The sequence below is a fragment of the Pseudomonas sp. Irchel s3a10 genome (assembly GCF_900187525.1).
In the GTDB taxonomy this organism is placed as follows: domain Bacteria; phylum Pseudomonadota; class Gammaproteobacteria; order Pseudomonadales; family Pseudomonadaceae; genus Aquipseudomonas; species Aquipseudomonas koreensis_G.
This window is the reverse complement of the sequence record NZ_FYDR01000003.1, coordinates 169865-192083: the sequence shown is the minus strand read 5'-3', so window position 1 is coordinate 192083 and position 22219 is coordinate 169865. Positions and strand designations below refer to the sequence as shown.

The window sequence follows — 22219 nt, the reverse complement described above, 5'->3', positions numbered from 1 at the left end:
AATCAGTAGCGGTAAGCGTGCGGCTTGAACGGGCCTTCGACGGTGACGCCGATGTAGTCAGCCTGTTGCTTGGTCAGTTGAGTGACCACGCCACCGAAGCCGCGCACCATTTCCAGGGCCACTTCTTCGTCGAGTTTCTTCGGCAGTACTTCAACGGTCAGACGCTTGGCTTTCTCGGCTGGCGACAGGTCGGCGTACTTCTGGCCGAACAGGAAGATCTGTGCCAGTACCTGGTTGGCGAACGAACCGTCCATGATGCGGCTCGGGTGACCGGTGGCGTTGCCCAGGTTCACCAGACGGCCTTCGGCCAGCAGGATCAGGTAGTCGTCGTTCTGTGCGTCGAAAGCGCCCGGGCCGGTACGGTGGATCTTGTGGACCTGTGGCTTCACTTCTTCCCATGCCCAGTTCTTGCGCATGAAAGCGGTGTCGATTTCGTTGTCGAAGTGGCCGATGTTGCAGACAACAGCGCGCTTCTTCAGGGCTTTGAGCATGTTCGCGTCGCAAACATTGACGTTACCGGTGGTGGTCACGATCAGGTCGATCTTGCCCAGCAGCGCTTTGTCGATGCTCGCTTCGGTGCCGTCGTTGATACCGTCAATGAACGGCGAAACCAGTTCGAAACCGTCCATGCAAGCCTGCATCGCGCAGATCGGGTCAACTTCGGAAACCTTGACGATCATGCCTTCCTGACGCAGGGACTGGGCCGAACCCTTGCCCACGTCACCGTAACCGATGACCAGCGCTTGCTTGCCGGACAGCAGGTGGTCGGTACCACGCTTGATTGCATCGTTCAGGCTGTGACGGCAGCCGTACTTGTTGTCGTTCTTGGACTTGGTCACCGAGTCGTTGACGTTGATCGCAGGGATCTTCAGCTCGCCCTTTGCCAGCATGTCCAGCAGGCGGTGAACGCCGGTGGTGGTTTCTTCGGTCACGCCGTGAACGCGATCCAGTACTTGTGGGTACTTGTCGTGCAGCAGCTGAGTCAGGTCGCCGCCGTCGTCGAGGATCATGTTGGCGTCCCATGGCTGGCCATCTTTCAGGATGGTCTGCTCCAGGCACCACTCGTACTCTTCTTCAGTCTCGCCTTTCCAGGCGAAAACCGGGATGCCAGCAGCGGCGATGGACGCAGCAGCCTGATCCTGAGTCGAGAAGATGTTGCAGGACGACCAGCGTACTTCGGCACCCAGGGCAACCAGGGTTTCGATCAGCACGGCAGTCTGAATGGTCATGTGGATGCAGCCGAGGATTTTCGCGCCCTTGAGCGGCTGCTCGGAGGCGTACTTGCGGCGCAGACCCATCAGGGCCGGCATTTCCGACTCGGCGATGATGGTTTCGCGACGGCCCCAGGCAGCCAGGGACATGTCGGCAACTTTGTAATCGTTAAAATCTGCAGGCGTGATAACAGCGCTCATGAAGAGCCTCCATTCGTAATGTATGCGAATGGGCGCCGTTGTGCGTTTAGTGTCCGGCCGTGGCCAGTCAACGCCCCATCCGAGCCTGACAGGTTGATCCTGCTGCAGCGCCCCTCGGACAGGTGGCGGGAAAACGGTAGCAAGTGAAGGTTACCGTTTTGAAACGGGGGCGATTATAGCCGTCTAGACTGATCTTCCAAAGGGTTTCTGTCGGCCAGATGAAGATCGCTAATAGCGACCATAGTAGAAGGCTCATGGAGCCTGACCGCCCGGTCTGCCAAGATGGCGCCATCTTTCGGCAAACGCTCAGGAGTGAACATGAATTTCCACACCCGCAAATGGGTAAAACCCGAAGACCTGAACCCCAACGGCACCCTGTTCGGCGGCAGCCTGCTGCGCTGGATCGACGAAGAAGCGGCGATTTACGCGATCGTCCAGTTGGGCAATCAGCGCGTGGTGACCAAGTACATTTCCGAAATCAACTTCGTCAGCGCCTCGCGCCAGGGCGACATCATCGAGCTGGGCATCACCGCTACCGAGTTCGGCCGTACCTCGATCACCCTGACCTGCGAAGTGCGCAACAAGATCACCCGCAAGAGCATCCTCACTGTCGAGAAGATGGTCTTCGTCAACCTCGGCGAAGACGGGTTGCCGGCGCCGCACGGGCGCACCGAGATCAAGTACGTCAAAGACCAGTTCAAGGAAGATGAACTGGTCAGCAACTAACACCGGCGGCGCGCCCTTCGCGAGCAAGCCCGCTCCCACATGGATTGCGTTGTACCTGTGGGAGCGGGCTTGCTCGCGAAGGCGGGTGTTCAGTCAGCGAAGAATCATCTGGCCACTGAACAGCCATGAACCGCCGGGGTCGTAGGTAAACACCACCCCCCACGGTTCCCACGCCATGACCACCCCGACAGACGGCAAGACCCCCAACCTCTCGACCGATGAAAAACATGAAGTCGAGAAAAACCAGCCGCCCCGCGCGGCGGTTCTGCATGAAATCATCCGCACTCAGGGCGATCAGGAACTGGAGCGCAGCATCGCCGCGTTGTGGTGGTCGGCGCTCGCCGCCGGGCTGACCATGGGCCTGTCGCTGATGGGCATGGGCCTGCTCAGTTCGCGTCTGCCCGACGGCGATGAGTTCAAGGTCATCTCCAGTTTCGGCTACTGCGCCGGTTTCCTCGCGGTGATTCTCGCCCGCCAGCAACTGTTCACTGAAAACACCCTGACCGCCGTTCTGCCGGTGATGACCAAACCGACCCTGAAAAACTTCGGCCGGCTGATGCGCCTGTGGGGCGTGGTCCTGTTCGGCAATTTGTGCGGGACGATTCTGGTGGCGTACGTGATGCTCGAGTTGCCGATCTTCGACACCAGGACCGATCACGCCTTCCTCGAAATCGGCCGCAAGGTCATGGAAAACCATGCCAGCCAGATGTTCGCCAAGGGCATCGTCTCCGGCTGGATGATCGCCACCATGGTCTGGATGATCCCGTCCATGGAGAGCGCGAAGATGTGGATCATCATCCTCATCACCTACCTGATGGCGCTGGGCGACTTCACTCACATCGTGGTCGGTTCGGCGGAAGTGTCGTATCTGGTGTTTGCCGGCGAGCTGCCGTGGAGTGATTTCTGGATGGTGTTTGCAGGTCCCACCCTGGCGGGAAACATCATCGGCGGCAGTTTCATTTTCGCCCTGATCAGCCATGCGCAGATCCGCAGCGAGAGCGGGGCGCCCAAGACGGCTAAACCAGACTCCGGCAAACCCCGCGAAGATGAGTCCGACAGCAAGATCCGATAGTTTCAGGCCTTGAACGGCGGGCTGACCGGTTCTGTCATCGGCTCGCCCTCAGGTGCCTTGAGCTGTCCCTCCCAGCGCGCTATGACCAGCGGTGCCAGTGCATTGCCCAACACGTTGAGCGCGGTGACCGGCATGTCCATCAAGCGGTAGACGCCGGCGATGATTGCCACGCCTTCCACTGGCAGACCGGCGGTGGTCAGGGTGGCTGTGAGTATGATGAACATGAAACCCGGCACTCCCGCCGCGCCCTTGGACGTCAACACCATGATCAGCACCAGCATGGCCTGATCCGCCAGACCCAGATCAATCCCGTACGCCTGAGCGATAAACAGCGTGCCCAGTCCCGCGAACAGCGAGGCGCCATCAAGGTTGAACGAGTACCCCAGTGGAATGACCATGCTGGTGATCGGACGCGGAGCGCCATACTTCTCCATTTTCTCGATCAGTTGTGGCATCACTGTGGCCGACGCAGCACTGCTGTAAGCCAGGATCAATTCACTGCGTATTTCCCGAATCAAGTGGAAAAAGCGAATGCCGGCCATCCGCGCCACCAGCCCCAGCACGCCCAACGCGAAGAGCAACACCGCGACGTAAGTGATGCCGATCAGCTTCGCCAGCGGCAGCAACGCACTGAGGCCGAAGCTGGCCACGGTGACCCCGATCAGGCCGAAGATGCCGATGGGTGAATAGTGCATGACCAGATGCGTGACCTTGAACATGGTGTCCGATACCGCCTGTATCACGGCGATCAATGGCGCCTTCTGCGGCTCGGGCAGCATCGACAGGGCACAGCCGAACAGGATGGCGAAAAACAGCACTGAGAGCAGCTTGCCCTGGGACATGGCCAGGACGATGTTGTCCGGCACGATGTTCACCAGGGTTCGGCCCAGGTTCTGTGTGTCCCCCGTATTCGCCAGACCAATGGCCGGTGATTGCAGGGTGCTGCTGAAGTCCGCGCCGGCGCCGGGCTGAAAAACATTGCCGACGATCAGTCCGAAGACGATGGCGATGCTGGTGATGGTAAAGAAATAAACCAGCGTCTTTATTCCGACCCGGCCCAGTGCCCTGGTGCTGCCTGCCCCGGCGATGCCGACGACCATGCACGCAAAGACCAACGGTACGACGATCATTTTCATCAGCCTGATGAACAGGTCACCTGCCGGTTGCAGCAGATTGTCGATGAACCAGATCTTGTGTTCGGGAAACTGGTTGAGAAGGATGCCGACGATTATTCCGGCTGCCAGCCCGATCATGATGCGAGTGACCAGACTGGTGGGTTTCTTGGTAGTCATGATGTGCCCCTTTTGTTGTTGTGTTTGTTGGGGTGAAGCTCAGTGTGCGAAGAGACCGTCGAAGTCCTTGAAACCCTTGACCTCGATCGGATTGCCACTGGGATCGAGAAAGAACATCGTGCGCTGCTCGCCGGGTTCGCCGGCGAAGCGGATCACCGGAGGGATTTCAAACGTTGTGCCGAGGCGGCTCAGACGATCGGCCAGCTCCAGCCACTCCTCCAGCGGCAGGACGACGCCAATGTGCGGCATCAATACTTTGTGGTCGCCGACCTGGCCGGTACGGGTAGTGGTGAAGGGCGTGCCCACATGAAGCGAGAGCTGATTGCCGAAAAAATCGAAGTCGACCCATGTCTCGGTACTGCGGCCTTCGGTGCAGCCCAACACATCTCGATAAAAAGTCCGCGCCTGTTCCAGGTCGCAAACATGGTATGCAGCGTGAAAAGGTCTGTTCATGCGATGTCCCCAAGTGAAGGAGCGCTCAGGGTAAACAGACCGTGCGGCGGGGCATAACGACTTCGCCTTGTTCTGAGCGAAAGGAAAACTTATGGATGTACGGTTTCTGAAAAGCCTGGTGGCCGTGGTTGAGACCGGTTCGATTGCGGCAGCGGCACGGCGCGAGAGTCGCACTGCGGCAGCTATCAGTCAGCGCGTTCAGGCGCTCGAGAGATTGCTGGGTTGCACGTTACTGCTGCGTACCGCGCACGCAGCCAGACCCTCGGACCAATGCCTGCTGATTCTGCCGAAGATCAGGGCGATCATCGAATTGGCACAGGATCTACAGAGCGATCTGCATCCCGATGGGGTGGCCGGTGAACTGACAATCGGTGCAATTTCCACAGCGCTGACCGGCGTGTTACCCACCTTGATCGAGCGATTGGCGCTTACAGCACCTGATTTGAAGCTGAAGATCACCCCGGGTGACTCGAAAAGTCTTTACGAGAAGGTGCTTGCAGGGGAGTTGGACGCGGCGATTCTGGTCAGGCCACCGTTCCAGCCGCCCAAGGCATTGGGCCTGGTCGTGCTCAAGGTCGAGCCGCTGATTCTGGTGGCTCCTGCGGCGTACGCCGGGCAGTCGCTGGAAACGCTGTTGCGCGTTCATCCGTTCATTCGTTACGACGCACGCTCGTGGGGTGGGCAGATTGCTCAGCGCTACCTTGATGAGCAGGCCATCGAACCCAACGTGCTGTGCGAACTGGATGCGCTGGAAACGATCGTCATGCTGGTCGCGCAGGGGATGGGGGTATCGCTGGTGCCGCAGTGGGCCGGGATGATGCTGGAAGGGATGTACGTGTTACCGGTCGAGGACGGGCAGCGTCATGCGCGCGAGTTGGTGGTGATGCATGGCTCGACGCCGCACCGCCCATTGGCGATGCGGCATCTGCTTGATTTGCTGTGCGGTGCGTCGTGAAGGGCTTCACAACGGCGCTGCGGTAATACATCAGTGTGCGGGTTCAGCCACGGTCGTCGGCTCGTCACGGGTGGCGTGCTTGACCAGTTTGCCGATGGTCAGGCCCTGTAACAGGATCGACGACAGCACCACGATGTAGGTGATGCTCAGCAGCAGATCGCGCTCCGGACCCAGCGGCAGGGCCAGCGCCAGTGCCACCGAGACGCCGCCGCGCAAACCGCCCCAGGTCAGGATGCGAATGGTGCCGCGCGGCACTGTGCGCCAGCGCCGCAGCAGGACAATGGCCGGGGCCACGGTGAGCAGGCGCGACAGCAGGATCGCCAGCGCCAGCAAACTGGCCGCCGCCACGTGCGCCCATTTGAACGGCAGCAGCAACAGCTCCATGCCGATCAGTGCGAACAGCAGCGCATTGAGCATGTCATCGAGCAGCTCCCAGAAGCCGTCGAGGTACTTGCGGGTCATGTCGTTCATCGCCAGGTTGCGCCCCAGGTTGCCGATGATCAGACCGGCCACCACCATCGCAATCGGCGCCGAGACGTGCAGCTCGGTGGCCATCGCCGAACCGCCGATCACTAGCGCCAGGGTCAGCATCACCGTGATCTGATGCTGCTGGACGCTTTTGATCATCCGGTACACCCCATAACCGATCAGTCCGCCAAACAGCACGCCGCCAAGGGCTTCGTGCACGAACAGCATGGCCGTGGCGCTGAGGGTCGGCGTCTCGCCCAGTTGGGCGATGCCCAGCAACACGGTAAACACCACCACCGCAGTGCCGTCGTTGAACAGCGACTCGCCGACGATGGTGGTTTTCAGTGGTTTGGAGGCATTGGCGGTACGCAGTACGCCGAGCACTGCGATCGGGTCGGTTGGCGAAATCAGCGCGCCGAACAGCAGGCAGTAGAGGAAGCTCACGTGCCAGCCGAACAGGGCAAAAATGTAATAGGCGAGGCTGCCGATCACGGCGGTGGCAATCAGCACGCCGAACGTTGCCAGCAGGCCGATCGGCCAGCGGTAGCTGCGCAGGTCGTTGAGGTTGACGTGCAGGGCGCCGGCGAACAGCAGGAACGACAGCATCCAGTTCATCAGCAGATCGCCGAAGTCGATCTGGCCGATCAGTTGTTGCACGCGTTCTTCCAGGCCGGGATAGCCGAGCACGCTCAGGCCTTGCAGCAACAGGGAAAACATCAACGCGGTGACCATCACGCCGATGGTCGGCGGCAGGCCGATGAAGCGGTAATTGACGAAGGTGAGGAGGGTGGTGAGGCAGATAAAAGCGGCGACAAGTTCTAGCATCCGGGCTCCATTGGATGGGGGTGGAAAGACAGCGCCCCGATTCTTCGGTGCAAAGGTTGGATGGGCTGTTTCGGGGTGGGGACACAATCATCCCCCCTCGGTTGGTCAGCCGCAGACATTGGTGTAGGGTCAACAAAAAAATCAAGGAGTGGGACGTGGCGGCGACAGTTCTGGTGTTAATGGCGGCGCTGTTGCATGCGACGTGGAATACCCTGATCAAGTTCAGTGCCGAACGGCTGCTGGTGGTGGCGTGCATGGACACGGTGGCGCTGCTGTTCGTGGCGCTGGCGTTGCCCTTCATCAGTCTGCCGCCGCTGGACATCTGGCCGTGGATTCTGGCTTCCGCGGCGTTCGAGTTGCTGTATCGCTATCTGCTGATTCAAGCCTATCGGGTCGGCGACCTCGGGTTGGTTTATCCGTTGATGCGGGGCTTGTCGCCGCTGGTGGTGCTGGCGCTGACCCTGATCTTCGCCGGCGAAGTGCTCACTGCGCAGCAGATCTTCGGGATCATGCTGATTCCGTTTGGCATGGTCTGCCTGCTCTGGCAGGGCGGCGGCGGCAAGCATCTGCCGTGGTCGATGCTGCCGGTGGTGGCGCTGATCGGCTTGTGCATCGGTTGTTATACCTACATCGATGGTCAGGCCTTGCGGCGCTGGTCGCATCCACTGGATTACCTGGTCTGGGTCACGCTGCTGAGCGCCTGGCCGTTCCCGTTGCTGGCGTGGGTGGCGAAACGCCCGGCATTTCTGGTGTTCTGGCGTGAGCAGTGGAAGCTGGGTCTGGCGGTCGGGTTCTGCGTGTTGTTCAGCTACGCTCTGGTGCTGTGGGCGATGCAACTGGGCTCGATTGCCGAAGCGGCGGCCTTGCGTGAGATCAGCGTGATTCTGGTGGTGCTGTTCGGCATGCGCTACCTGAAAGAACCTTTCGGCAGGCCGCGGCTCTTAGCCTGTGGGCTGGTACTGATCGGCATGCTGGTGATGAAGTTCTGACCGCCCGCAATTTCCAACACTCGAAAAAAGGACGGCGTTATGACGGTGGCTCTGTGGTGTGTATTGATCGCGATTTTCCTGCCGTATGTGTGCACGATCGTGGCCAAGGTCTCGGGCGGTTTCAGGCTCAGTGACAATCATGATCCTCGGGATTTTCTCGATAGCGTGGGCGGCGTCGCCCGACGGGCGCATGCGGCGCAGCTGAACAGCTTCGAGGTGATGCCGGCATTTGCTGCCGCAGTGATTGTTGCGCATCTGGTGGGCACTGCGGAACTGGTGACGGTGAATGTGCTGGCGGTGCTGTTTATCACCAGTCGCCTGCTGTACATCATCTGCTACCTGGCGGACTGGGCGGTTCTGCGGTCGCTGGTGTGGTTTGTCGGGATGGGGCTGATTGCTGCGTTCTTCTTTGTGTCGGTCTGAATCTGGGGTGTTGCTGCCGGCCTCTTCGCGAGCAAGCCCGTTCCCACAGGTATCAATGGCGAGCACAAATCCTGTGTACACCAAAGAACCCTGTGGGAGCGGGCTTGCTCGCGAAAGCGATAGCTCACACGCCGAGGCGCTTAAGGTTTGTCCTTCAGCGTATCGGCGACCTGGGGCACTTGCGGCAACGCCGCGCCTTTAGGCCAGAGCATCCAGATCTGTCCCTGCTGTTTCATGTCGCCGGCCAGTTGCCCGGCAGCATCGCCGGTGCCCCAGAACAGATCCGCACGCACCTCACCGGCAATCGCGCCACCGGTGTCCTGCGCCGCGACCGGGCGAACCAAAGCGGTGCCATCCGGGCGGGTGGTCGACAGCCACAGCAGGCTGCCCAACGGAATCACCTTGCGATCCACCGCTGCGCTGTAACCCGCAGTCAGCGGCACGTTCAGCGAACCGCGTGGGCCTTCGTTGCTGTCCGGGTTGCGGGTGAAGAACACGTAGCTCGGGTTGCTGCCCAGCAGTTCCGGGATGCGCGACGGGTTGGCCTTGGCCCAGTTGCTGATCGCGCTCATGGTCACGTCTTCTTTCTTCAACTCGCCTTGCTCGACCAGCCAGCGACCGATCGGCCGGTACGGGTGGCCGTTCTGGTCGGCATAGGCGATGCGCAGTTGTTTGCCGTCCGGTGTCTGAATTCGCCCGGAACCCTGAATCTGCAAAAACTGCAGGTTCATCGGATCGGTCAGGTACGCCACTACCGGCGCTTTGACGCCTTTGGACTCGATGGTCGCCGCGTCGTCATAAGGCTTCAGTACCCGGCCTTCGAGACGGCCACGCAGGCGCTTGCCCTTCAGTTCCGGGTAAATGCTGTCCAGCGAGACGATGATCATGTCTTCCGGCACGCCGTACACCGGCACGTTCGCCACCTCGGTGGGTGTCAGGCTGCCGGGGTAGACCGGTTCGTAGTAACCGGTGATCAAGCCGTTGGGGTTATCGTTCTCGGCCCGCAGACCGAACACATCGAGGTTCTGCTTGAGGAACGCGCGAATCTCGTTGGCGCTCTGCGGCACATTGGCGGCTGCCGCGCAGGTGCCGCCCCAGACCGGATCAGCCTGGAGTCGGGTGCAGGCGCTGCGCCATGAGCCGAAACCGGCGACCAGGTCGCTGTCGGACACCGCCGGCAGGGCTTCCCAGGTGGCGCTGGAATAAGTGGCCAAGGCGTGGGTTTTCGGTTTGGCCGTGTCGCCGCCCGTGCAGCCGGCAAGGATTGCCAGCAACGGCAGGGTTGCGATCAGGGGGTGACGCCAGGCCTTGAAACGGCTGTTCATGGAGTGATTCCTGTGCCGGTTGCCCAAGTGCTCCATGCGCTCGGGCAACCCGTATTTTTAATAGGGCTATTGGTGTTTGTCGGCGACGCGAGGATACTGGCCGCCGAATTCCGTGACCTGAAGCCACCATGACTCTTAAACGCATTTCTGTTGTATTGCTGGCCTGTCTGGCCTTGTCCGCCTGTGGCGGCGTCGATCCGAATTCTCCGCTGGGGCAACGCAAGGCGATCTTCAAGCAGATGCTCAAGACCGGCGAAGACCTGGGCGGCATGTTGCGCGGACGCATTCCGTTCGACGGGCCGAAATTCGCCGAAGGCGCGGTCAAACTCGATGCGTTGTCCCATGAACCGTGGAAGCATTTCCCGCAGGTGCGTGAAGAAGATCACACCAGCGCCAAAGACGATGTCTGGCTGCGTCAGGCCCGCTTTCAGGAAATGGCCCGCAACCTTGAGGCGGCCACCGGTGAACTGGTGATCGCCAGCAAGGTTCAGCCGTACAAGGCCAGCAACCTGGGGCCTGCGGTGCAGAAAGTTGAAGATGCCTGCAGCGCTTGCCATAAAGAGTTTCGGGATCATTGATTGTCGGAGACTGCCGGACGACTGTGGCGAGGGAGCTTGCTCCCGCTCGGCGGCGCAGCCGTCGTAAACCCATTCAACCAAGTTGAGTCTGGTACAGCGCGATTGAATGGAGTTGGGGCCGCTTCGCGGCCCAGCGGGAGCAAGCTCCCTCGCCACAGGACATCTCATTCAACACTGGTTACTTGTCGATCTGGTCCAGCGCATCCTGCAGCTCTTTGCGCGACTCGGCGAGCTTGTTCTTGCGCTTGTCGATCTTCTCCGGATCGCCTTTCTTCATCGCCTTGTCGAGATCAGCCTGGCGCTTGCTGACTTCGTGCTTGGCTTCCAGCACCTTGTTTTCGCGTTCTTTCTTCAGGCCGGCATCGGTGCAGTTCTTCGTCACTTCATCCAGCGCGGTTTGCAGACCGGCCTGCTGGTCGGTGTTGCCGCGGGATTTGGCCTGTTCGATCTGGTTGATGATGCCCTGCTTCTTCGCAGCGCAACCGGTCAGGCCCGGTGCATCTTCGTCGGCCATGGCAGGCGCGGCCAGGACGCCAAAGAGAGTCAGCAAGGCGAGCGGTGCAAGAAATTTCATAAAAGCTCCATGTGCAAAGGCAGTCGGGTCGGGGGCACTGCGCTGTTTGAGCGTCTGACGGCCCTTGGGTTCCCGGCTGCCGGGGGACTGCGTGATCAGAAACCGTCGATTCCGGCGGCGTGTAATGTGTCACTCAAGGCCAGCACCTGCGGGTCGCGAAAGAATGCGCTCAATTGCGCCGCGCGGCCCGGGCCGATTCCGGCTTCTGCCTGCCATTGTTCGGTGTCGCGTTGTGCCAGCGCCTGCCACGAGTCGGCCAGTTGTGCCTGCCCCGTCGGCGGTAAACCCAATGCTTTGAGCCACTGCGTGAACGGCCGTTGGCGGGCGCTGTGAAAACTGTTGATCAGACGTGTGCTGCTGCGTTCGCCGAAGCCGGCAATGTTAGCAAGCTCTGACTCGTCGAGGGTCAACCAATCCAGCAGGTTGTTCAGGCGGCCTGTTTCCAGAAGTTTCTCCCAGGTACCGCGCCCGACATTCTGCAGCGCCAGCCCTTGCTTGCCACTGAGCCAGGTCAGGCGCGCGAGAAACTGGCTCTCACAACCGGGTGTCGGTTGCCAGCAGCTCAAGGCGTGGAAATCGCGCGTGTCGGGAATCTCGAGGGCGGCCCGCTCGGTGGCGCGCAATACCACACTGTCGAGTCGTGGAATGGTCAGCCCGGCCAGGCTGATTGCCACTTGATCGCCGGGGCGGATATCCAGCGTCTGCCAGCGCTTGAGTGAACCCGCACTGACGCGTCTGATCTCGCGGTCATCGAGCATTACCGGTGACAACTCCAATACCGGCGTGATGCGTCCGCTGCGACCTACTTTGAAGTTCACTTTGCGCACCTCGGCCAGCGCCCGGGCAAACGGGTATTTCCAGGCGACGGCCCAGTAGGGCGCGCTCGCCTGCCAACGCTCAGCCGGTGGACGCTGGCTCTGGCGCAGGACAATGCCGTCAGTGGCGAAGGGCAGGGGTGATCGATACCAGTGCTCACGCCACTGCTGCGCCTCTTCAAGGTTGGCGATGGCCTGACTGAATGGCGCCGTCGTGGCGAAACCCAATGTCGCCAGTGCCGCTGTTCTTTCGGGCAGATTCGCCGGCCCCTGCGGCCAGTCCCAGACGAACAGGCCGATCCCGGACGCCTGTTCTGTGCTCAAGGATTTACGGCTCATCAGTCCGGCAACGGTGGCGCGGGCGTTGACGCTGCCGGCGCTGGCCTGCACATGTTGATTCAGGCGCCAGTAAAGTTCGCCCTGCACCAACAGGTCCAGCGGTTGGGTCAATTGTTGCGGAATGGCGGCGATCCTTTGCGCCGATGCCGTCCAGTCCTGGCCGCTGATACCGTCGCCGCGACTGATCGCTTGCTGCAACAGGCCGCGACGGTAAATCAGCGTGACCGCCACGCCATCTACCTTGGGTTGCACCCAGACATCCTGACGATCCTTTAACCATGCTTGAACGGCGGCCGCTTGGTGAAGCTTGTCCAGACCGGTGTGGGCGATCGGATGCGCGATGGAGCCAGACGCGCTGCGCAAGGGCTCGGGCGCTGCGGGCTGCTGGAAGCACTGGCGCCATTCGGTGAGCCGCAGGCGCGATTGATCGTAGAGTTCGTCGGCAATCAGCGAGCGACCTTCGCGGTGGTAGGCGTCGTCCCATTGGTCGATCTGCTGTTGCAGGGCCGAGACTTCAATTTGCGCCTTGTCGGTTGACCAGTCGGGGCAGGCTGCATAGGCGATCAGAGGGGTAAAACTCAGCAGAACAAATGAAAACAGGCGCAGCGTGGCAAGCATTTTGAGCGTCCTTGCTCAGGGGGAGTGCTTCAAGGCTAGGCGAGGATTGCGGGTCGGGTAGCCTGGGTGTTTTGCGGGGTGTTGCGCAGCGTTAAAGTCAAAAGATCGCAGCCTTCGGCAGCTCCTACAGGGGGATGCGTTGTGTAGGAGCTGCCGAAGGCTGCGATCTTTTGCTCTTTTCGAACAATGAAAAGCCCCGCACGGCGCGAACCGTGCGGGGCTTTTTTGCAGCCGGGGAGGGCTTACAGACCAGCAGCGGAACGCAGAGCGTCGGCGCGGTCGGTTTTTTCCCAGGTGAAGGTGGTGAAGGTGTCTTCGCCAACCGTCTTGGTCTGCGGAGCACGACCGAAGTGGCCGTAGGCTGCAGTTTCCTGGTACATCGGGTGCAGCAGATCGAGCATGGTGGTGATTGCGTATGGACGCAGGTCGAACACTTCACGCACCAGCTTGATGATCTTGTCATCGCTGATCTTGCCGGTACCGAAGGTGTTCAGCGAGATCGAAGTCGGCTGAGCCACGCCGATGGCGTAGGACACCTGGATCTCGCAACGCTCGGCCAGGCCGGCAGCGACGATGTTCTTGGCAACGTAACGGCCTGCGTAGGCCGCCGAACGGTCAACCTTCGATGGATCTTTACCGGAGAATGCGCCGCCGCCGTGACGGGCCATGCCGCCGTAGCTGTCGACGATGATCTTGCGACCGGTCAGACCGCAGTCACCTACCGGGCCGCCAATGATGAACTGGCCGGTCGGGTTGATGTGGAACTGGGTGTCTTTGCTCAGCAGTTCGGCAGGCAGCACGTGCTTGACGATCAGCTCCATCACGCCTTCGCGCAGGTCTTTGTACGACACTTCAGGGTTGTGCTGGGTCGACAGAACAACAGCGTCGATACCGACAACCTTGCCGCCTTCGTAACGGCAAGTCACTTGCGACTTGGCGTCCGGACGCAGCCAAGGCAGCAGACCCGATTTACGGGCTTCGGCCTGACGCTGCACCAGCTGGTGCGAGAAGGTGATCGGCGCTGGCATCAGCACGTCGGTTTCGTTGCTGGCGTAGCCGAACATCAGGCCCTGGTCGCCAGCACCCTGATCTTCAGGCTTGGCACGGTCAACACCCTGGTTGATGTCTGGGGATTGCTTGCCGATGATGTTCATCACGCCGCAGGTAGCGCCGTCGAAGCCGACTTCGGAGCTGGTGTAGCCGATGTCGCAGATCACGTCACGAACGATCTGCTCCAGGTCGACCCAGGCGCTGGTGGTCACTTCACCGGCAACGATGGCAACGCCGGTCTTGACCAGAGTTTCCACGGCCACACGTGCGTGTTTGTCCTGGGCAATAATGGCGTCCAGCACCGCATCGGAAATCTGGTCGGCGATTTTGTCCGGATGTCCTTCAGACACGGACTCGGAGGTGAAGAGGGAGTATTCGCTCATCTCGATGTTTTCCTGAATTTACCGATGGTGAGTGTCGCCAGCCGGTCGCTGAAAGTGGCGAACCTGGATCTGGAAACCATTACGTAAGCCTACATAGAGGCTTTCCCCGGGAGCGAGTCCCGCAGCGGTGGCCCAACGGGCCAAATCGTCCTGTTCAAACCCCAACCACAGATCACCGCAGGCCTCCCTGGCCCAACTCTGGTTGTGGCTACATAACTCTGTCACGAGCAGGCTACCGCCCGGTTGCAGCAGGCCGGCCATGTGCTTGAGCGCTTCGGCCGGCGCGGCGAAATGGTGCAGCACCATGTTCAGTACCACGCAATCGGCCTGAAGGCTGGTGCCATTCAATGCATCGGCCAATTGCAGGCTGACGTTAGCCAGCCGTTCACGTTCACATACCTGACGCGCCAGTTCGAGCATCGCCGGGCTGTTGTCCAGCGCGGTTACGGTGCCGAAGCGGCGGGCCAGTTCCGGCAGGAAAGCACCATCACCGGGGCCGACTTCAATGGCCGTGGCAGCACCATTGAAGTTCAGTTTGTCGAGCAGGGCCAGCACGCTGTCGCGGTATTGCGGCAGGCCTGCGATCAAGTCTTGCTGGGCGCGGAATTTCTCCGCGACCCGGGCGAAAAAGTCCTGGCTGGCCGCTTCACGTTGTCCGTGGACTTGAGTGATGCGCGCCTGCACGTCGTCCGGCAGCGCCAGATTGTCGACTTCTTCTAACAATGCGGCGTGCAACTTGCCGCCCAGCAATTCGGTGTGAGGCAGGGCGCGACGATAGAAAATCGCGTTGCCTTCACGGCGTGTTGCTACCAGATCGGCCTGGGCCAGCACCTTGAGGTGGTGGCTCATGCCGGACTGGCCGATACCGAAAATCTGCGCCAGTTCCAGTACGCCGAACGAATCGTTGGCCAGCGCGCGCAATACATTCAGGCGTAGCGGATCGCCACCGGCCTTGCACAGGGCCGCCAGCTCGTCGCAATCGTCATGGCGAATGGAAGGCACGCGTAAGTTCATGGGGCAGCAGTCTAGTGACGGTGGGAAATCGCCGCAAGGGCAATATCAAAAAGTTTTGATATTGCTCGATAGATGGCACTTCTCACTGGCTGGTTAACTCTACAAACGAACAGCGGAAAGGTTTCACCAGACGAAACCGCCGTCCAGCACGGGAAAAACGCCTTCGGATGACTATCTGTCATTGCCCCGAGGCGCTCCGGTGAGGGAAAATGCCCTCCTTTTTTCCGTTTCAATCTATTCACACCCAGGAGATCAGCGATGCCTAGCCGTCGTGAGCGTGCCAACGCCATTCGTGCCCTCAGCATGGATGCCGTGCAAAAAGCCAACAGCGGCCATCCCGGTGCCCCTATGGGTATGGCAGATATCGCCGAAGTACTTTGGCGCGACTACCTCAAGCACAACCCGAGCAACCCATCGTTCGCCGACCGTGACCGCTTCGTGCTGTCCAACGGCCACGGCTCGATGTTGATCTACTCGCTGCTGCACCTGACCGGTTACGACCTGTCGATCGACGACCTCAAGCAGTTCCGTCAACTGCACAGCCGCACCCCGGGTCACCCGGAATTCGGCTACACCCCGGGCGTCGAAACCACCACCGGCCCGCTGGGTCAGGGTCTGGCCAACGCCGTCGGCTTCGCCTTGGCAGAAAAAGTCCTGGGCGCGCAGTTCAACCGTCCTGGCCACGACATCGTTGATCACCACACCTACGTGTTCCTCGGGGATGGTTGCATGATGGAAGGCATTTCCCACGAAGTCGCTTCCCTGGCCGGTACTCTGGGCCTGGGCAAGCTGATCGCCTTCTACGATGACAACGGCATCTCCATCGACGGCGAAGTCGAAGGCTGGTTCACCGATGACACCCCGAAACGTTTCGAATCCTACAACTGGCAGGTGATCCGCAACGTCGACGGTCACGATCCGGAAGAGATCAAGACCGCTATCGAAACCGCGCGCAAGAGCCCGCTGCCGACCCTGATCTGCTGCAAGACCACCATCGGTTTCGGTTCGCCGAACAAGCAGGGTAAGGAAGACTGCCACGGCGCCCCACTGGGTGACGCGGAAATCGCTCTGACCCGTCAGGCGCTGAACTGGAACCACGGCCCGTTCGAAATCCCGGCCGACATTTATGCCGAGTGGGATGCCAAGGAAAAAGGTCGCGCTGCCGAAGCCGAGTGGGATCAGCGTTTCGCTGCCTACTCCGCGGCGTTCCCGACCGAAGCCAACGAGCTGATCCGTCGCCTGAGCGGCGAACTGCCGGCTGACTTCGCGGAAAAAGCCTCGGCCTACATTGCTGAAGTGGCGGCCAAAGGCGAAACCATCGCCAGCCGTAAGGCCAGCCAGAACACCCTGAACGCGTTCGGCCCGCTGCTGCCGGAACTGCTCGGCGGTTCGGCTGACCTGGCCGGCTCCAACCTGACCCTGTGGAAAGGTTGCAAAGGCGTCAGCGCTGAAGATGCCAGCGGCAACTACATGTACTACGGCGTGCGCGAGTTCGGCATGACCGCAATCATGAACGGCGTGACCCTGCACGGCGGCCTGGTGCCTTACGGCGCGACCTTCCTGATGTTCATGGAATACGCTCGCAACGCGGTGCGCATGTCGGCACTGATGAAGAAGCGCGTGATCCACGTCTACACCCACGACTCCATCGGTCTGGGCGAAGACGGCCCGACGCACCAGCCGATCGAACAATTGACCAGCCTGCGCACCACACCGAACCTCGACACCTGGCGTCCAGCCGATGCCGTTGAATCGGCAGTGGCCTGGAAAAACGCTCTGGAGCGCAAGGATGGCCCATCGGCGCTGATCTTCTCGCGGCAGAACCTGCAGCACCAGGAACGCGATGCCGGCCAGATCGCCGACATCAGCCGCGGTGGCTACGTATTGAAGGACTGCGCAGGCGAGCCTGAGCTGATCCTGATTGCGACCGGTTCGGAAGTCGGTCTGGCCGTTCAGGCCTACGACAAACTGACCGGGCAGGGCCGCAAGGTGCGCGTGGTTTCCATGCCTTGCACCAGCGTGTTCGACGCTCAGGACGCTGGCTACAAGCAATCGGTTCTGCCGTTGCAGGTCAGCGCACGTATCGCGATCGAAGCGGCTCACGCCGACTTTTGGTTCAAGTACGTCGGTCTGGAAGGCCGTGTGATCGGCATGACCACCTACGGCGAATCGGCTCCGGCTTCGGCGCTGTTCGAAGAATTCGGCTTCACCCTGGAAAACATCCTGGGTCAGGCTGAAGAGCTGCTGGAAGACTGATCCAGAAGTTGCGTCGTCTGGACTGACGCCTTCGCGAGCAAGCCCGCTCCCACAGGGGGATTTGTTGTGTGACACACACAGTGTTCGCAACCCTGATCCAATGTGGGAGCGGGCTTGCTCGCGAAATCGGTGGTTCAGACACCACTGCAATAACGGAATCAAACGGTAATCGAGAACCCCATGCCTCAACCGCGTCCCTACAAAGTTGCACTCAACGGCTACGGCCGGATTGGTCGTTGCGTCTTGCGTGCGTTGTTCGAGCGAGGCGAGAAGGCCGGGTTTGAAATTGTCGCGATCAACGATCTGGCGGACATGGCCAGCATCGAATACCTGACACGCTTCGACTCCACCCACGGCCGCTTTCCCGGCGAAGTGCGAGTAGACGGCGATTGTCTGCATATTAATGGCGACTGCGTGAAGGTTCTGCGCAGTGCCACCCCCGAAGGTATTGACTGGGCGGCGCTGGGCGTCGACCTGGTGCTTGAATGCTCCGGCGCTTACCACACCCGTGAAGACGGCCAGCGTTTCCTCAACGCCGGCGCGCCTCGCGTGCTGTTCTCGCAACCGATGGCCAGCGAGGCGGATGTCGACGCCACCATTGTCTACGGCGTCAATCAGGATTGCCTGACTGGCGATGAGCTGCTGGTGTCCAACGCGTCCTGTACCACCAACTGCGGCGTGCCGCTGTTGCGTCTGCTGGACAAGGCGATCGGCCTGGATTACGTGTCGATCACCACGATTCACTCGGCGATGAACGATCAGCCGGTGATCGACGCCTATCACCACGAAGACCTGCGCCGCACTCGTTCGGCGTTCCAGTCGGTGATCCCGGTGTCCACTGGTCTGGCGCGTGGCATCGAGCGCCTGCTGCCGGAACTTGCCGGGCGAATTCAGGCCAAAGCCGTACGCGTGCCGACGGTCAACGTGTCCTGCCTCGACATCACGATGCAGACCGCCACCGCGACCGATGCCAACGAGGTCAACCGGATCCTGCGCGAGGCCGCCACCAACGGCCCGCTCAAAGGCCTGCTGGCCTACACCGAGTTGCCGCACGCAAGCTGTGATTTCAATCATGACCCACATTCGGCCATCGTCGATGCCAGTCAGACCCGTGTTTCCGGCCCGAAGCTGGTGAACATCCTGGCCTGGTTCGACAACGAATGGGGTTTTGCCAACCGAATGCTGGACGTTGCAGACCACTATCTGCAAACAGCGATTTCAAAAAAACCTGCTCTCTAAGAACAGCTACTCAGGAAGTGCGACCCATGACCGTGTTGAAGATGTCCGACCTCGATCTGCAAGGTAAGCGCGTATTGATCCGCGAAGACCTCAACGTCCCAGTCAAGGACGGTGTTGTCACCAGCGATGCGCGTATCCTGGCTTCGCTGCCGACCATCAAGCTGGCCCTGGAAAAAGGTGCGGCGGTGATGGTGTGTTCGCACCTGGGTCGTCCGACCGAAGGCGAGTTCTCCGCCGAGAACAGCCTCAAGCCAGTCGCCGACTACCTGAGCAAGGCCTTGGGCCGCGAAGTGCCGCTGGTGGCCGATTACCTGGGCGGTGTTGACGTCAAGGCCGGCGACATCGTGCTGTTCGAAAACGTGCGCTTCAACAAGGGCGAGAAAAAGAACGCCGACGAACTGGCCCAGCAATACGCCGCCCTGTGCGACGTGTTCGTGATGGACGCCTTCGGCACCGCGCACCGCGCCGAAGGTTCGACCCACGGCGTGGCCAAGTTTGCCAAAGTCGCGGCTGCTGGCCCGTTGCTGGCCGCTGAACTGGATGCACTGGGCAAGGCGCTGGGCGCACCGGCCAAGCCAATGGCTGCGATTGTTGCCGGCTCCAAGGTCTCGACCAAACTCGACGTCCTCAACAGCCTGAGCCAGATCTGCGATCAACTGATCGTCGGTGGCGGCATCGCCAACACCTTCCTGGCTGCTGCCGGTCACCCAGTCGGCAAGTCGCTGTACGAGCCGGACCTGCTGGACACCGCGCGCGCCATCGCCGCCAAGGTCAGCGTGCCGCTGCCGGTGGACGTGGTGGTTGCCAAGGAATTTGCTGAAAGCGCTGAAGCCACCGTCAAGCTGATCGCTGACGTTGCCGCTGACGACATGATCCTGGATATCGGCCCGCAAACCGCGGCCAACTTCGCCGAACTGCTGAAGTCGTCGAAAACCATCCTGTGGAACGGCCCGGTCGGCGTGTTCGAATTCGACCAGTTCGGCAACGGCACCAAAGTGCTGGCCCAGGCCATCGCTGACAGCGCCGCGTTCTCCATTGCCGGTGGTGGCGACACCTTGGCGGCCATCGATAAATATGGCGTGGCCGAGCAAATCTCCTACATTTCCACCGGTGGTGGCGCGTTCCTCGAATTCGTCGAAGGCAAGGTGCTGCCGGCCGTTGAAGTCCTGGAAAGCCGGGCCAAGGCCTGAGGCCGCCCGTTTGGCCAGGCAAAGGAGTGTTCACATGGTCAAGTCGTTAGCGCTGTTGTTGCTGACCGGTACGCTGGCGGCCTGCGGGAGTAACCCGAAGGCCGAGGCAACGCCTGCGCCGGATGCGGCGCGCAAAGGCTGCTACCAGGCCGACTGGCAGGCCGAAACCAACCCGGTGTTGAACAAGCGCTCGGGGCCGGACGGTCTGGACAAATACGAGACGCAAACCCCGGCCAAGGAACATGGTTGTCCTTGACCGGTCTGACTCTTTAACTCAGGGCTGGCGGCGTTGGTTGTCAGTCGAGGAACACGGATGAAAGGCTTGATCGCCATTGCGGCGTTGGCATTGTTGGGCGGTTGCGCGCAGTTGAACTTGTTTCAGTCGTCCGCACCTGCGGACAGTTGGGCCACCTGGACTTGCGACAGCCAGGCCAAAGTGCTGTGGCGCTACGCCGATGCCGGCCAGAAGGAAGTCGATGTTCGACTGGGCGGCGGTGATCAGGTCTATCGCCTGAAAGAAGAGCCGGGCGCCTCGGGCGTGCTTTACAGCGACGGCATGCTGGCGTTTCACGTCAAGGGTGACGAAGGCCTGGTGTACTGGGTCGCCACCAATGACCTGATCGGCCGCGGCTGCAAGGCCGAGTAAGACGATTGAATTGATTCACATAGATCCAAAATGTGGGAGCGGGCTTGCTCGCGAAGGCGGTGGATCAGCTTGCATCAATGTTGAATGTTAATTCGCATTCGCGAGCAAGCTCGCTCCCACAGGGGTTCTCTGTTGTTCACAAGATTTTGGTAACACCGAATCACCAGACCGGGCTTCGACCCCCGATCTGCAATCACTTGAATAGCCGCCGCCGCTCCGGCAGGCTGGCACGATTAACGACCCTCAACCGGGAGAGACACACACAATGGCACTTATCAGCATGCGCCAGATGCTGGACCACGCAGCCGAGTTCGGCTACGGCGTTCCAGCCTTCAACGTCAACAACCTTGAGCAGATGCGCGCCATCATGGAAGCCGCTGACAAGACTGACTCCCCGGTGATCGTCCAGGCTTCGGCCGGCGCTCGCAAATACGCTGGCGCGCCGTTCCTGCGTCATCTGATCCTGGCCGCGATCGAAGAATTCCCGCACATCCCGGTGTGCATGCACCAGGACCACGGCACCAGCCCTGACGTCTGCCAGCGCTCCATTCAACTGGGCTTCAGCTCGGTAATGATGGACGGCTCCCTGGGCGAAGACGGCAAGACTCCGACCGACTACGAATACAACGTCCGCGTTACCCAACAAACCGTAGCCATGGCTCACGCCTGCGGCGTTTCGGTAGAAGGCGAGCTGGGCTGCCTGGGTTCGCTGGAAACCGGCATGGCCGGTGAAGAAGACGGAATCGGCGCCGAAGGCGTTCTGGATCACAGCCAGATGCTGACCGACCCGGAAGAAGCCGCTGACTTCGTCAAGAAGACCCAGGTCGATGCCTTGGCCATCGCCATCGGCACCAGCCACGGCGCCTACAAGTTCACCAAGCCACCTACCGGCGACGTGCTGGCGATCGACCGCATCAAGGAAATCCACAAGCGCATCCCGAACACCCACCTGGTGATGCACGGTTCCTCGTCGGTTCCACAAGAGTGGCTGGCGATCATCAACCAGTACGGCGGCGACATCAAAGAAACCTACGGCGTGCCGGTTGAAGAAATCGTCGAAGGCATCAAATACGGCGTACGCAAGGTCAACATCGACACCGACCTGCGCCTGGCATCCACCGGCGCAATGCGTCGCCTGATGGCCACCAACCCGAGCGAATTCGATCCACGTAAATTCTTCGGTGCCACTGTGACGGCGATGCGTGATGTGTGTATCGCTCGTTATGAAGCGTTCGGTACTGCCGGTAATGCTTCGAAGATCAAGCCGATCTCGTTGGAAGCGATGTTCCAGCGTTATCTGAAGGGTGAGTTGAACGCCAAGGTGAACTAAGCCTGGGCGTTTGATCGCGTAAATGAAAAACCCGCCGAGTGGCGGGTTTTTTTGTGTGAGTTTTTCATTGTGAACAAATTAAAGGCTGGCGGCTAAAAATGTCGTTAAAAAAGATTTTTAAAATTTCTCTCGATAAGCCCGATATGTGACATTTTCCCCGAACGTGATGTGGCCGAAGGCATAGTTATTGTTGAGAGAAAAATAAATTTCGTTAACGACTGCGTAAATTGTTTTGCTTATTTCGAAA

The 22219-nt window shown here is 60.4% G+C and carries 21 protein-coding genes and 1 riboswitch; of the genes, 12 read left to right on the top strand and 9 right to left on the bottom strand.

All coding sequences use genetic code 11. From position 1 onward, the window contains the following. Positions 1-2: 2 nt before the first annotated feature. A complete protein-coding gene (ahcY, locus tag CKW11_RS10800; RefSeq protein WP_003229045.1) occupies positions 3-1412 on the bottom strand; it encodes an adenosylhomocysteinase in 1410 nt (469 codons plus the stop codon). A 23-nt stretch (positions 1413-1435) separates the two neighbouring features. Continuing rightward, positions 1436-1534, bottom strand: a riboswitch (S-adenosyl-L-homocysteine riboswitch). A gap of 196 nt (positions 1535-1730) precedes the next feature. Between ahcY and CKW11_RS10795 the strand changes: the two genes are divergently transcribed. Both CKW11_RS10795 and CKW11_RS10790 read left to right on the top strand, forming a co-directional pair. Continuing rightward, positions 1731-2138, top strand: a complete 408-nt coding sequence (locus CKW11_RS10795; RefSeq protein WP_095137509.1) for an acyl-CoA thioesterase — start codon at positions 1731-1733, stop codon at positions 2136-2138. A 175-nt stretch (positions 2139-2313) separates the two neighbouring features. Then, entirely contained in the window at positions 2314-3210 is an 897-nt protein-coding gene (locus CKW11_RS10790) for a formate/nitrite transporter family protein (RefSeq protein ID WP_095137508.1), read from the top strand. Positions 3211-3212: 2 nt separating this feature from the next. Here the strand turns inward: CKW11_RS10790 and CKW11_RS10785 are convergent, their stop codons facing one another. Beyond that, entirely contained in the window at positions 3213-4502 is a 1290-nt protein-coding gene (locus CKW11_RS10785; RefSeq protein WP_256582049.1) for a cation:dicarboxylate symporter family transporter, read from the bottom strand. A 39-nt stretch (positions 4503-4541) separates the two neighbouring features. After that, the gene (locus CKW11_RS10780) at positions 4542-4955 is read right to left on the bottom strand and encodes a VOC family protein (protein WP_027610613.1); all 414 of its coding nucleotides are present in this window, start codon (positions 4953-4955) and stop codon (positions 4542-4544) included. Between the two features lie 91 nt (positions 4956-5046). Between CKW11_RS10780 and CKW11_RS10775 the strand changes: the two genes are divergently transcribed. Next, on the top strand, positions 5047-5910 hold the full coding sequence (locus tag CKW11_RS10775) for a LysR family transcriptional regulator (RefSeq protein WP_095137507.1): 864 nt from the start codon (positions 5047-5049) through the stop codon (positions 5908-5910). Between the two features lie 30 nt (positions 5911-5940). On the opposite strand, the gene CKW11_RS10770 is transcribed toward CKW11_RS10775, so the two are convergent. Continuing rightward, complete coding sequence (locus CKW11_RS10770; protein ID WP_095137506.1) at positions 5941-7203, bottom strand: sodium:proton antiporter; 1263 nt, start codon at positions 7201-7203, stop codon at positions 5941-5943. Positions 7204-7358: 155 nt separating this feature from the next. Between CKW11_RS10770 and CKW11_RS10765 the strand changes: the two genes are divergently transcribed. Both CKW11_RS10765 and CKW11_RS10760 read left to right on the top strand, forming a co-directional pair. Then, positions 7359-8192, top strand: a complete 834-nt coding sequence (locus CKW11_RS10765; RefSeq protein WP_095137505.1) for an EamA family transporter — start codon at positions 7359-7361, stop codon at positions 8190-8192. 39 nt (positions 8193-8231) lie between these two features. After that, on the top strand, positions 8232-8615 hold the full coding sequence (locus CKW11_RS10760; protein WP_095137504.1) for an MAPEG family protein: 384 nt from the start codon (positions 8232-8234) through the stop codon (positions 8613-8615). A gap of 140 nt (positions 8616-8755) precedes the next feature. Here CKW11_RS10760 and CKW11_RS10755 read toward each other — a convergent pair whose 3' ends face one another. Then, the gene (locus tag CKW11_RS10755; protein ID WP_095137503.1) at positions 8756-9940 is read right to left on the bottom strand and encodes a murein transglycosylase A; all 1185 of its coding nucleotides are present in this window, start codon (positions 9938-9940) and stop codon (positions 8756-8758) included. A 128-nt stretch (positions 9941-10068) separates the two neighbouring features. Here CKW11_RS10755 and CKW11_RS10750 point away from each other — a divergent pair, with 128 nt between their 5' ends. Then, on the top strand, positions 10069-10518 hold the full coding sequence (locus CKW11_RS10750) for a cytochrome c (protein WP_095137502.1): 450 nt from the start codon (positions 10069-10071) through the stop codon (positions 10516-10518). Between the two features lie 178 nt (positions 10519-10696). Here CKW11_RS10750 and CKW11_RS10745 read toward each other — a convergent pair whose 3' ends face one another. From CKW11_RS10745 to CKW11_RS10730, 4 genes are all read right to left on the bottom strand, one after another. Beyond that, positions 10697-11092 (bottom strand): DUF1090 domain-containing protein, encoded by a 396-nt coding sequence (locus CKW11_RS10745; RefSeq protein ID WP_095137501.1) that lies wholly within the window; start codon positions 11090-11092, stop codon positions 10697-10699. A gap of 95 nt (positions 11093-11187) precedes the next feature. Then, positions 11188-12864 (bottom strand): NAD-dependent DNA ligase LigB, encoded by a 1677-nt coding sequence (gene ligB, locus CKW11_RS10740; protein WP_095137500.1) that lies wholly within the window; start codon positions 12862-12864, stop codon positions 11188-11190. A 242-nt stretch (positions 12865-13106) separates the two neighbouring features. After that, positions 13107-14297, bottom strand: coding sequence for a methionine adenosyltransferase (gene metK / locus CKW11_RS10735; RefSeq protein ID WP_003229025.1), 1191 nt, complete (start codon positions 14295-14297; stop codon positions 13107-13109). An 18-nt stretch (positions 14298-14315) separates the two neighbouring features. Then, complete coding sequence (locus CKW11_RS10730) at positions 14316-15311, bottom strand: metalloregulator ArsR/SmtB family transcription factor (protein WP_095137499.1); 996 nt, start codon at positions 15309-15311, stop codon at positions 14316-14318. 258 nt (positions 15312-15569) lie between these two features. On the opposite strand from CKW11_RS10730, the gene tkt reads away from it, so the two are divergent. The 6 genes from tkt (at position 15570) to fba (ending at position 21972) form a co-directional block, all read left to right on the top strand. Further along, complete coding sequence (gene tkt / locus CKW11_RS10725; protein ID WP_095137498.1) at positions 15570-17567, top strand: transketolase; 1998 nt, start codon at positions 15570-15572, stop codon at positions 17565-17567. A 180-nt stretch (positions 17568-17747) separates the two neighbouring features. Next, positions 17748-18806, top strand: coding sequence for an erythrose-4-phosphate dehydrogenase (epd, locus tag CKW11_RS10720; RefSeq protein ID WP_095137497.1), 1059 nt, complete (start codon positions 17748-17750; stop codon positions 18804-18806). 26 nt (positions 18807-18832) lie between these two features. Next, complete coding sequence (locus CKW11_RS10715) at positions 18833-19996, top strand: phosphoglycerate kinase (RefSeq protein WP_007961877.1); 1164 nt, start codon at positions 18833-18835, stop codon at positions 19994-19996. 34 nt (positions 19997-20030) lie between these two features. Beyond that, entirely contained in the window at positions 20031-20252 is a 222-nt protein-coding gene (locus CKW11_RS10710; RefSeq protein ID WP_095137496.1) for a hypothetical protein, read from the top strand. A gap of 57 nt (positions 20253-20309) precedes the next feature. Next, positions 20310-20642, top strand: a complete 333-nt coding sequence (locus CKW11_RS10705; RefSeq protein WP_095137495.1) for an MliC family protein — start codon at positions 20310-20312, stop codon at positions 20640-20642. Positions 20643-20907: 265 nt separating this feature from the next. Beyond that, a complete protein-coding gene (gene fba, locus CKW11_RS10700) occupies positions 20908-21972 on the top strand; it encodes a class II fructose-bisphosphate aldolase (protein ID WP_003229012.1) in 1065 nt (354 codons plus the stop codon). Positions 21973-22219: the final 247 nt, after the last annotated feature.

Coding starts and splice junctions, on each gene's coding strand:
- ahcY (WP_003229045.1), bottom strand. CDS start 1,412: ATGAGCGCTGTTATCACGCCTGCAGATTTTAACGATTACAAAGTTGCC.
- CKW11_RS10795 (WP_095137509.1), top strand. CDS start 1,731: ATGAATTTCCACACCCGCAAATGGGTAAAACCCGAAGACCTGAACCCC.
- CKW11_RS10790 (WP_095137508.1), top strand. CDS start 2,314: ATGACCACCCCGACAGACGGCAAGACCCCCAACCTCTCGACCGATGAA.
- CKW11_RS10785 (WP_256582049.1), bottom strand. CDS start 4,502: ATGACTACCAAGAAACCCACCAGTCTGGTCACTCGCATCATGATCGGG.
- CKW11_RS10780 (WP_027610613.1), bottom strand. CDS start 4,955: ATGAACAGACCTTTTCACGCTGCATACCATGTTTGCGACCTGGAACAG.
- CKW11_RS10775 (WP_095137507.1), top strand. CDS start 5,047: ATGGATGTACGGTTTCTGAAAAGCCTGGTGGCCGTGGTTGAGACCGGT.
- CKW11_RS10770 (WP_095137506.1), bottom strand. CDS start 7,203: ATGCTAGAACTTGTCGCCGCTTTTATCTGCCTCACCACCCTCCTCACC.
- CKW11_RS10760 (WP_095137504.1), top strand. CDS start 8,232: ATGACGGTGGCTCTGTGGTGTGTATTGATCGCGATTTTCCTGCCGTAT.
- CKW11_RS10755 (WP_095137503.1), bottom strand. CDS start 9,940: ATGAACAGCCGTTTCAAGGCCTGGCGTCACCCCCTGATCGCAACCCTG.
- CKW11_RS10750 (WP_095137502.1), top strand. CDS start 10,069: ATGACTCTTAAACGCATTTCTGTTGTATTGCTGGCCTGTCTGGCCTTG.
- CKW11_RS10745 (WP_095137501.1), bottom strand. CDS start 11,092: ATGAAATTTCTTGCACCGCTCGCCTTGCTGACTCTCTTTGGCGTCCTG.
- ligB (WP_095137500.1), bottom strand. CDS start 12,864: ATGCTTGCCACGCTGCGCCTGTTTTCATTTGTTCTGCTGAGTTTTACC.
- metK (WP_003229025.1), bottom strand. CDS start 14,297: ATGAGCGAATACTCCCTCTTCACCTCCGAGTCCGTGTCTGAAGGACAT.
- CKW11_RS10730 (WP_095137499.1), bottom strand. CDS start 15,311: ATGAACTTACGCGTGCCTTCCATTCGCCATGACGATTGCGACGAGCTG.
- tkt (WP_095137498.1), top strand. CDS start 15,570: ATGCCTAGCCGTCGTGAGCGTGCCAACGCCATTCGTGCCCTCAGCATG.
- epd (WP_095137497.1), top strand. CDS start 17,748: ATGCCTCAACCGCGTCCCTACAAAGTTGCACTCAACGGCTACGGCCGG.
- CKW11_RS10715 (WP_007961877.1), top strand. CDS start 18,833: ATGACCGTGTTGAAGATGTCCGACCTCGATCTGCAAGGTAAGCGCGTA.
- CKW11_RS10710 (WP_095137496.1), top strand. CDS start 20,031: ATGGTCAAGTCGTTAGCGCTGTTGTTGCTGACCGGTACGCTGGCGGCC.
- CKW11_RS10705 (WP_095137495.1), top strand. CDS start 20,310: ATGAAAGGCTTGATCGCCATTGCGGCGTTGGCATTGTTGGGCGGTTGC.
- fba (WP_003229012.1), top strand. CDS start 20,908: ATGGCACTTATCAGCATGCGCCAGATGCTGGACCACGCAGCCGAGTTC.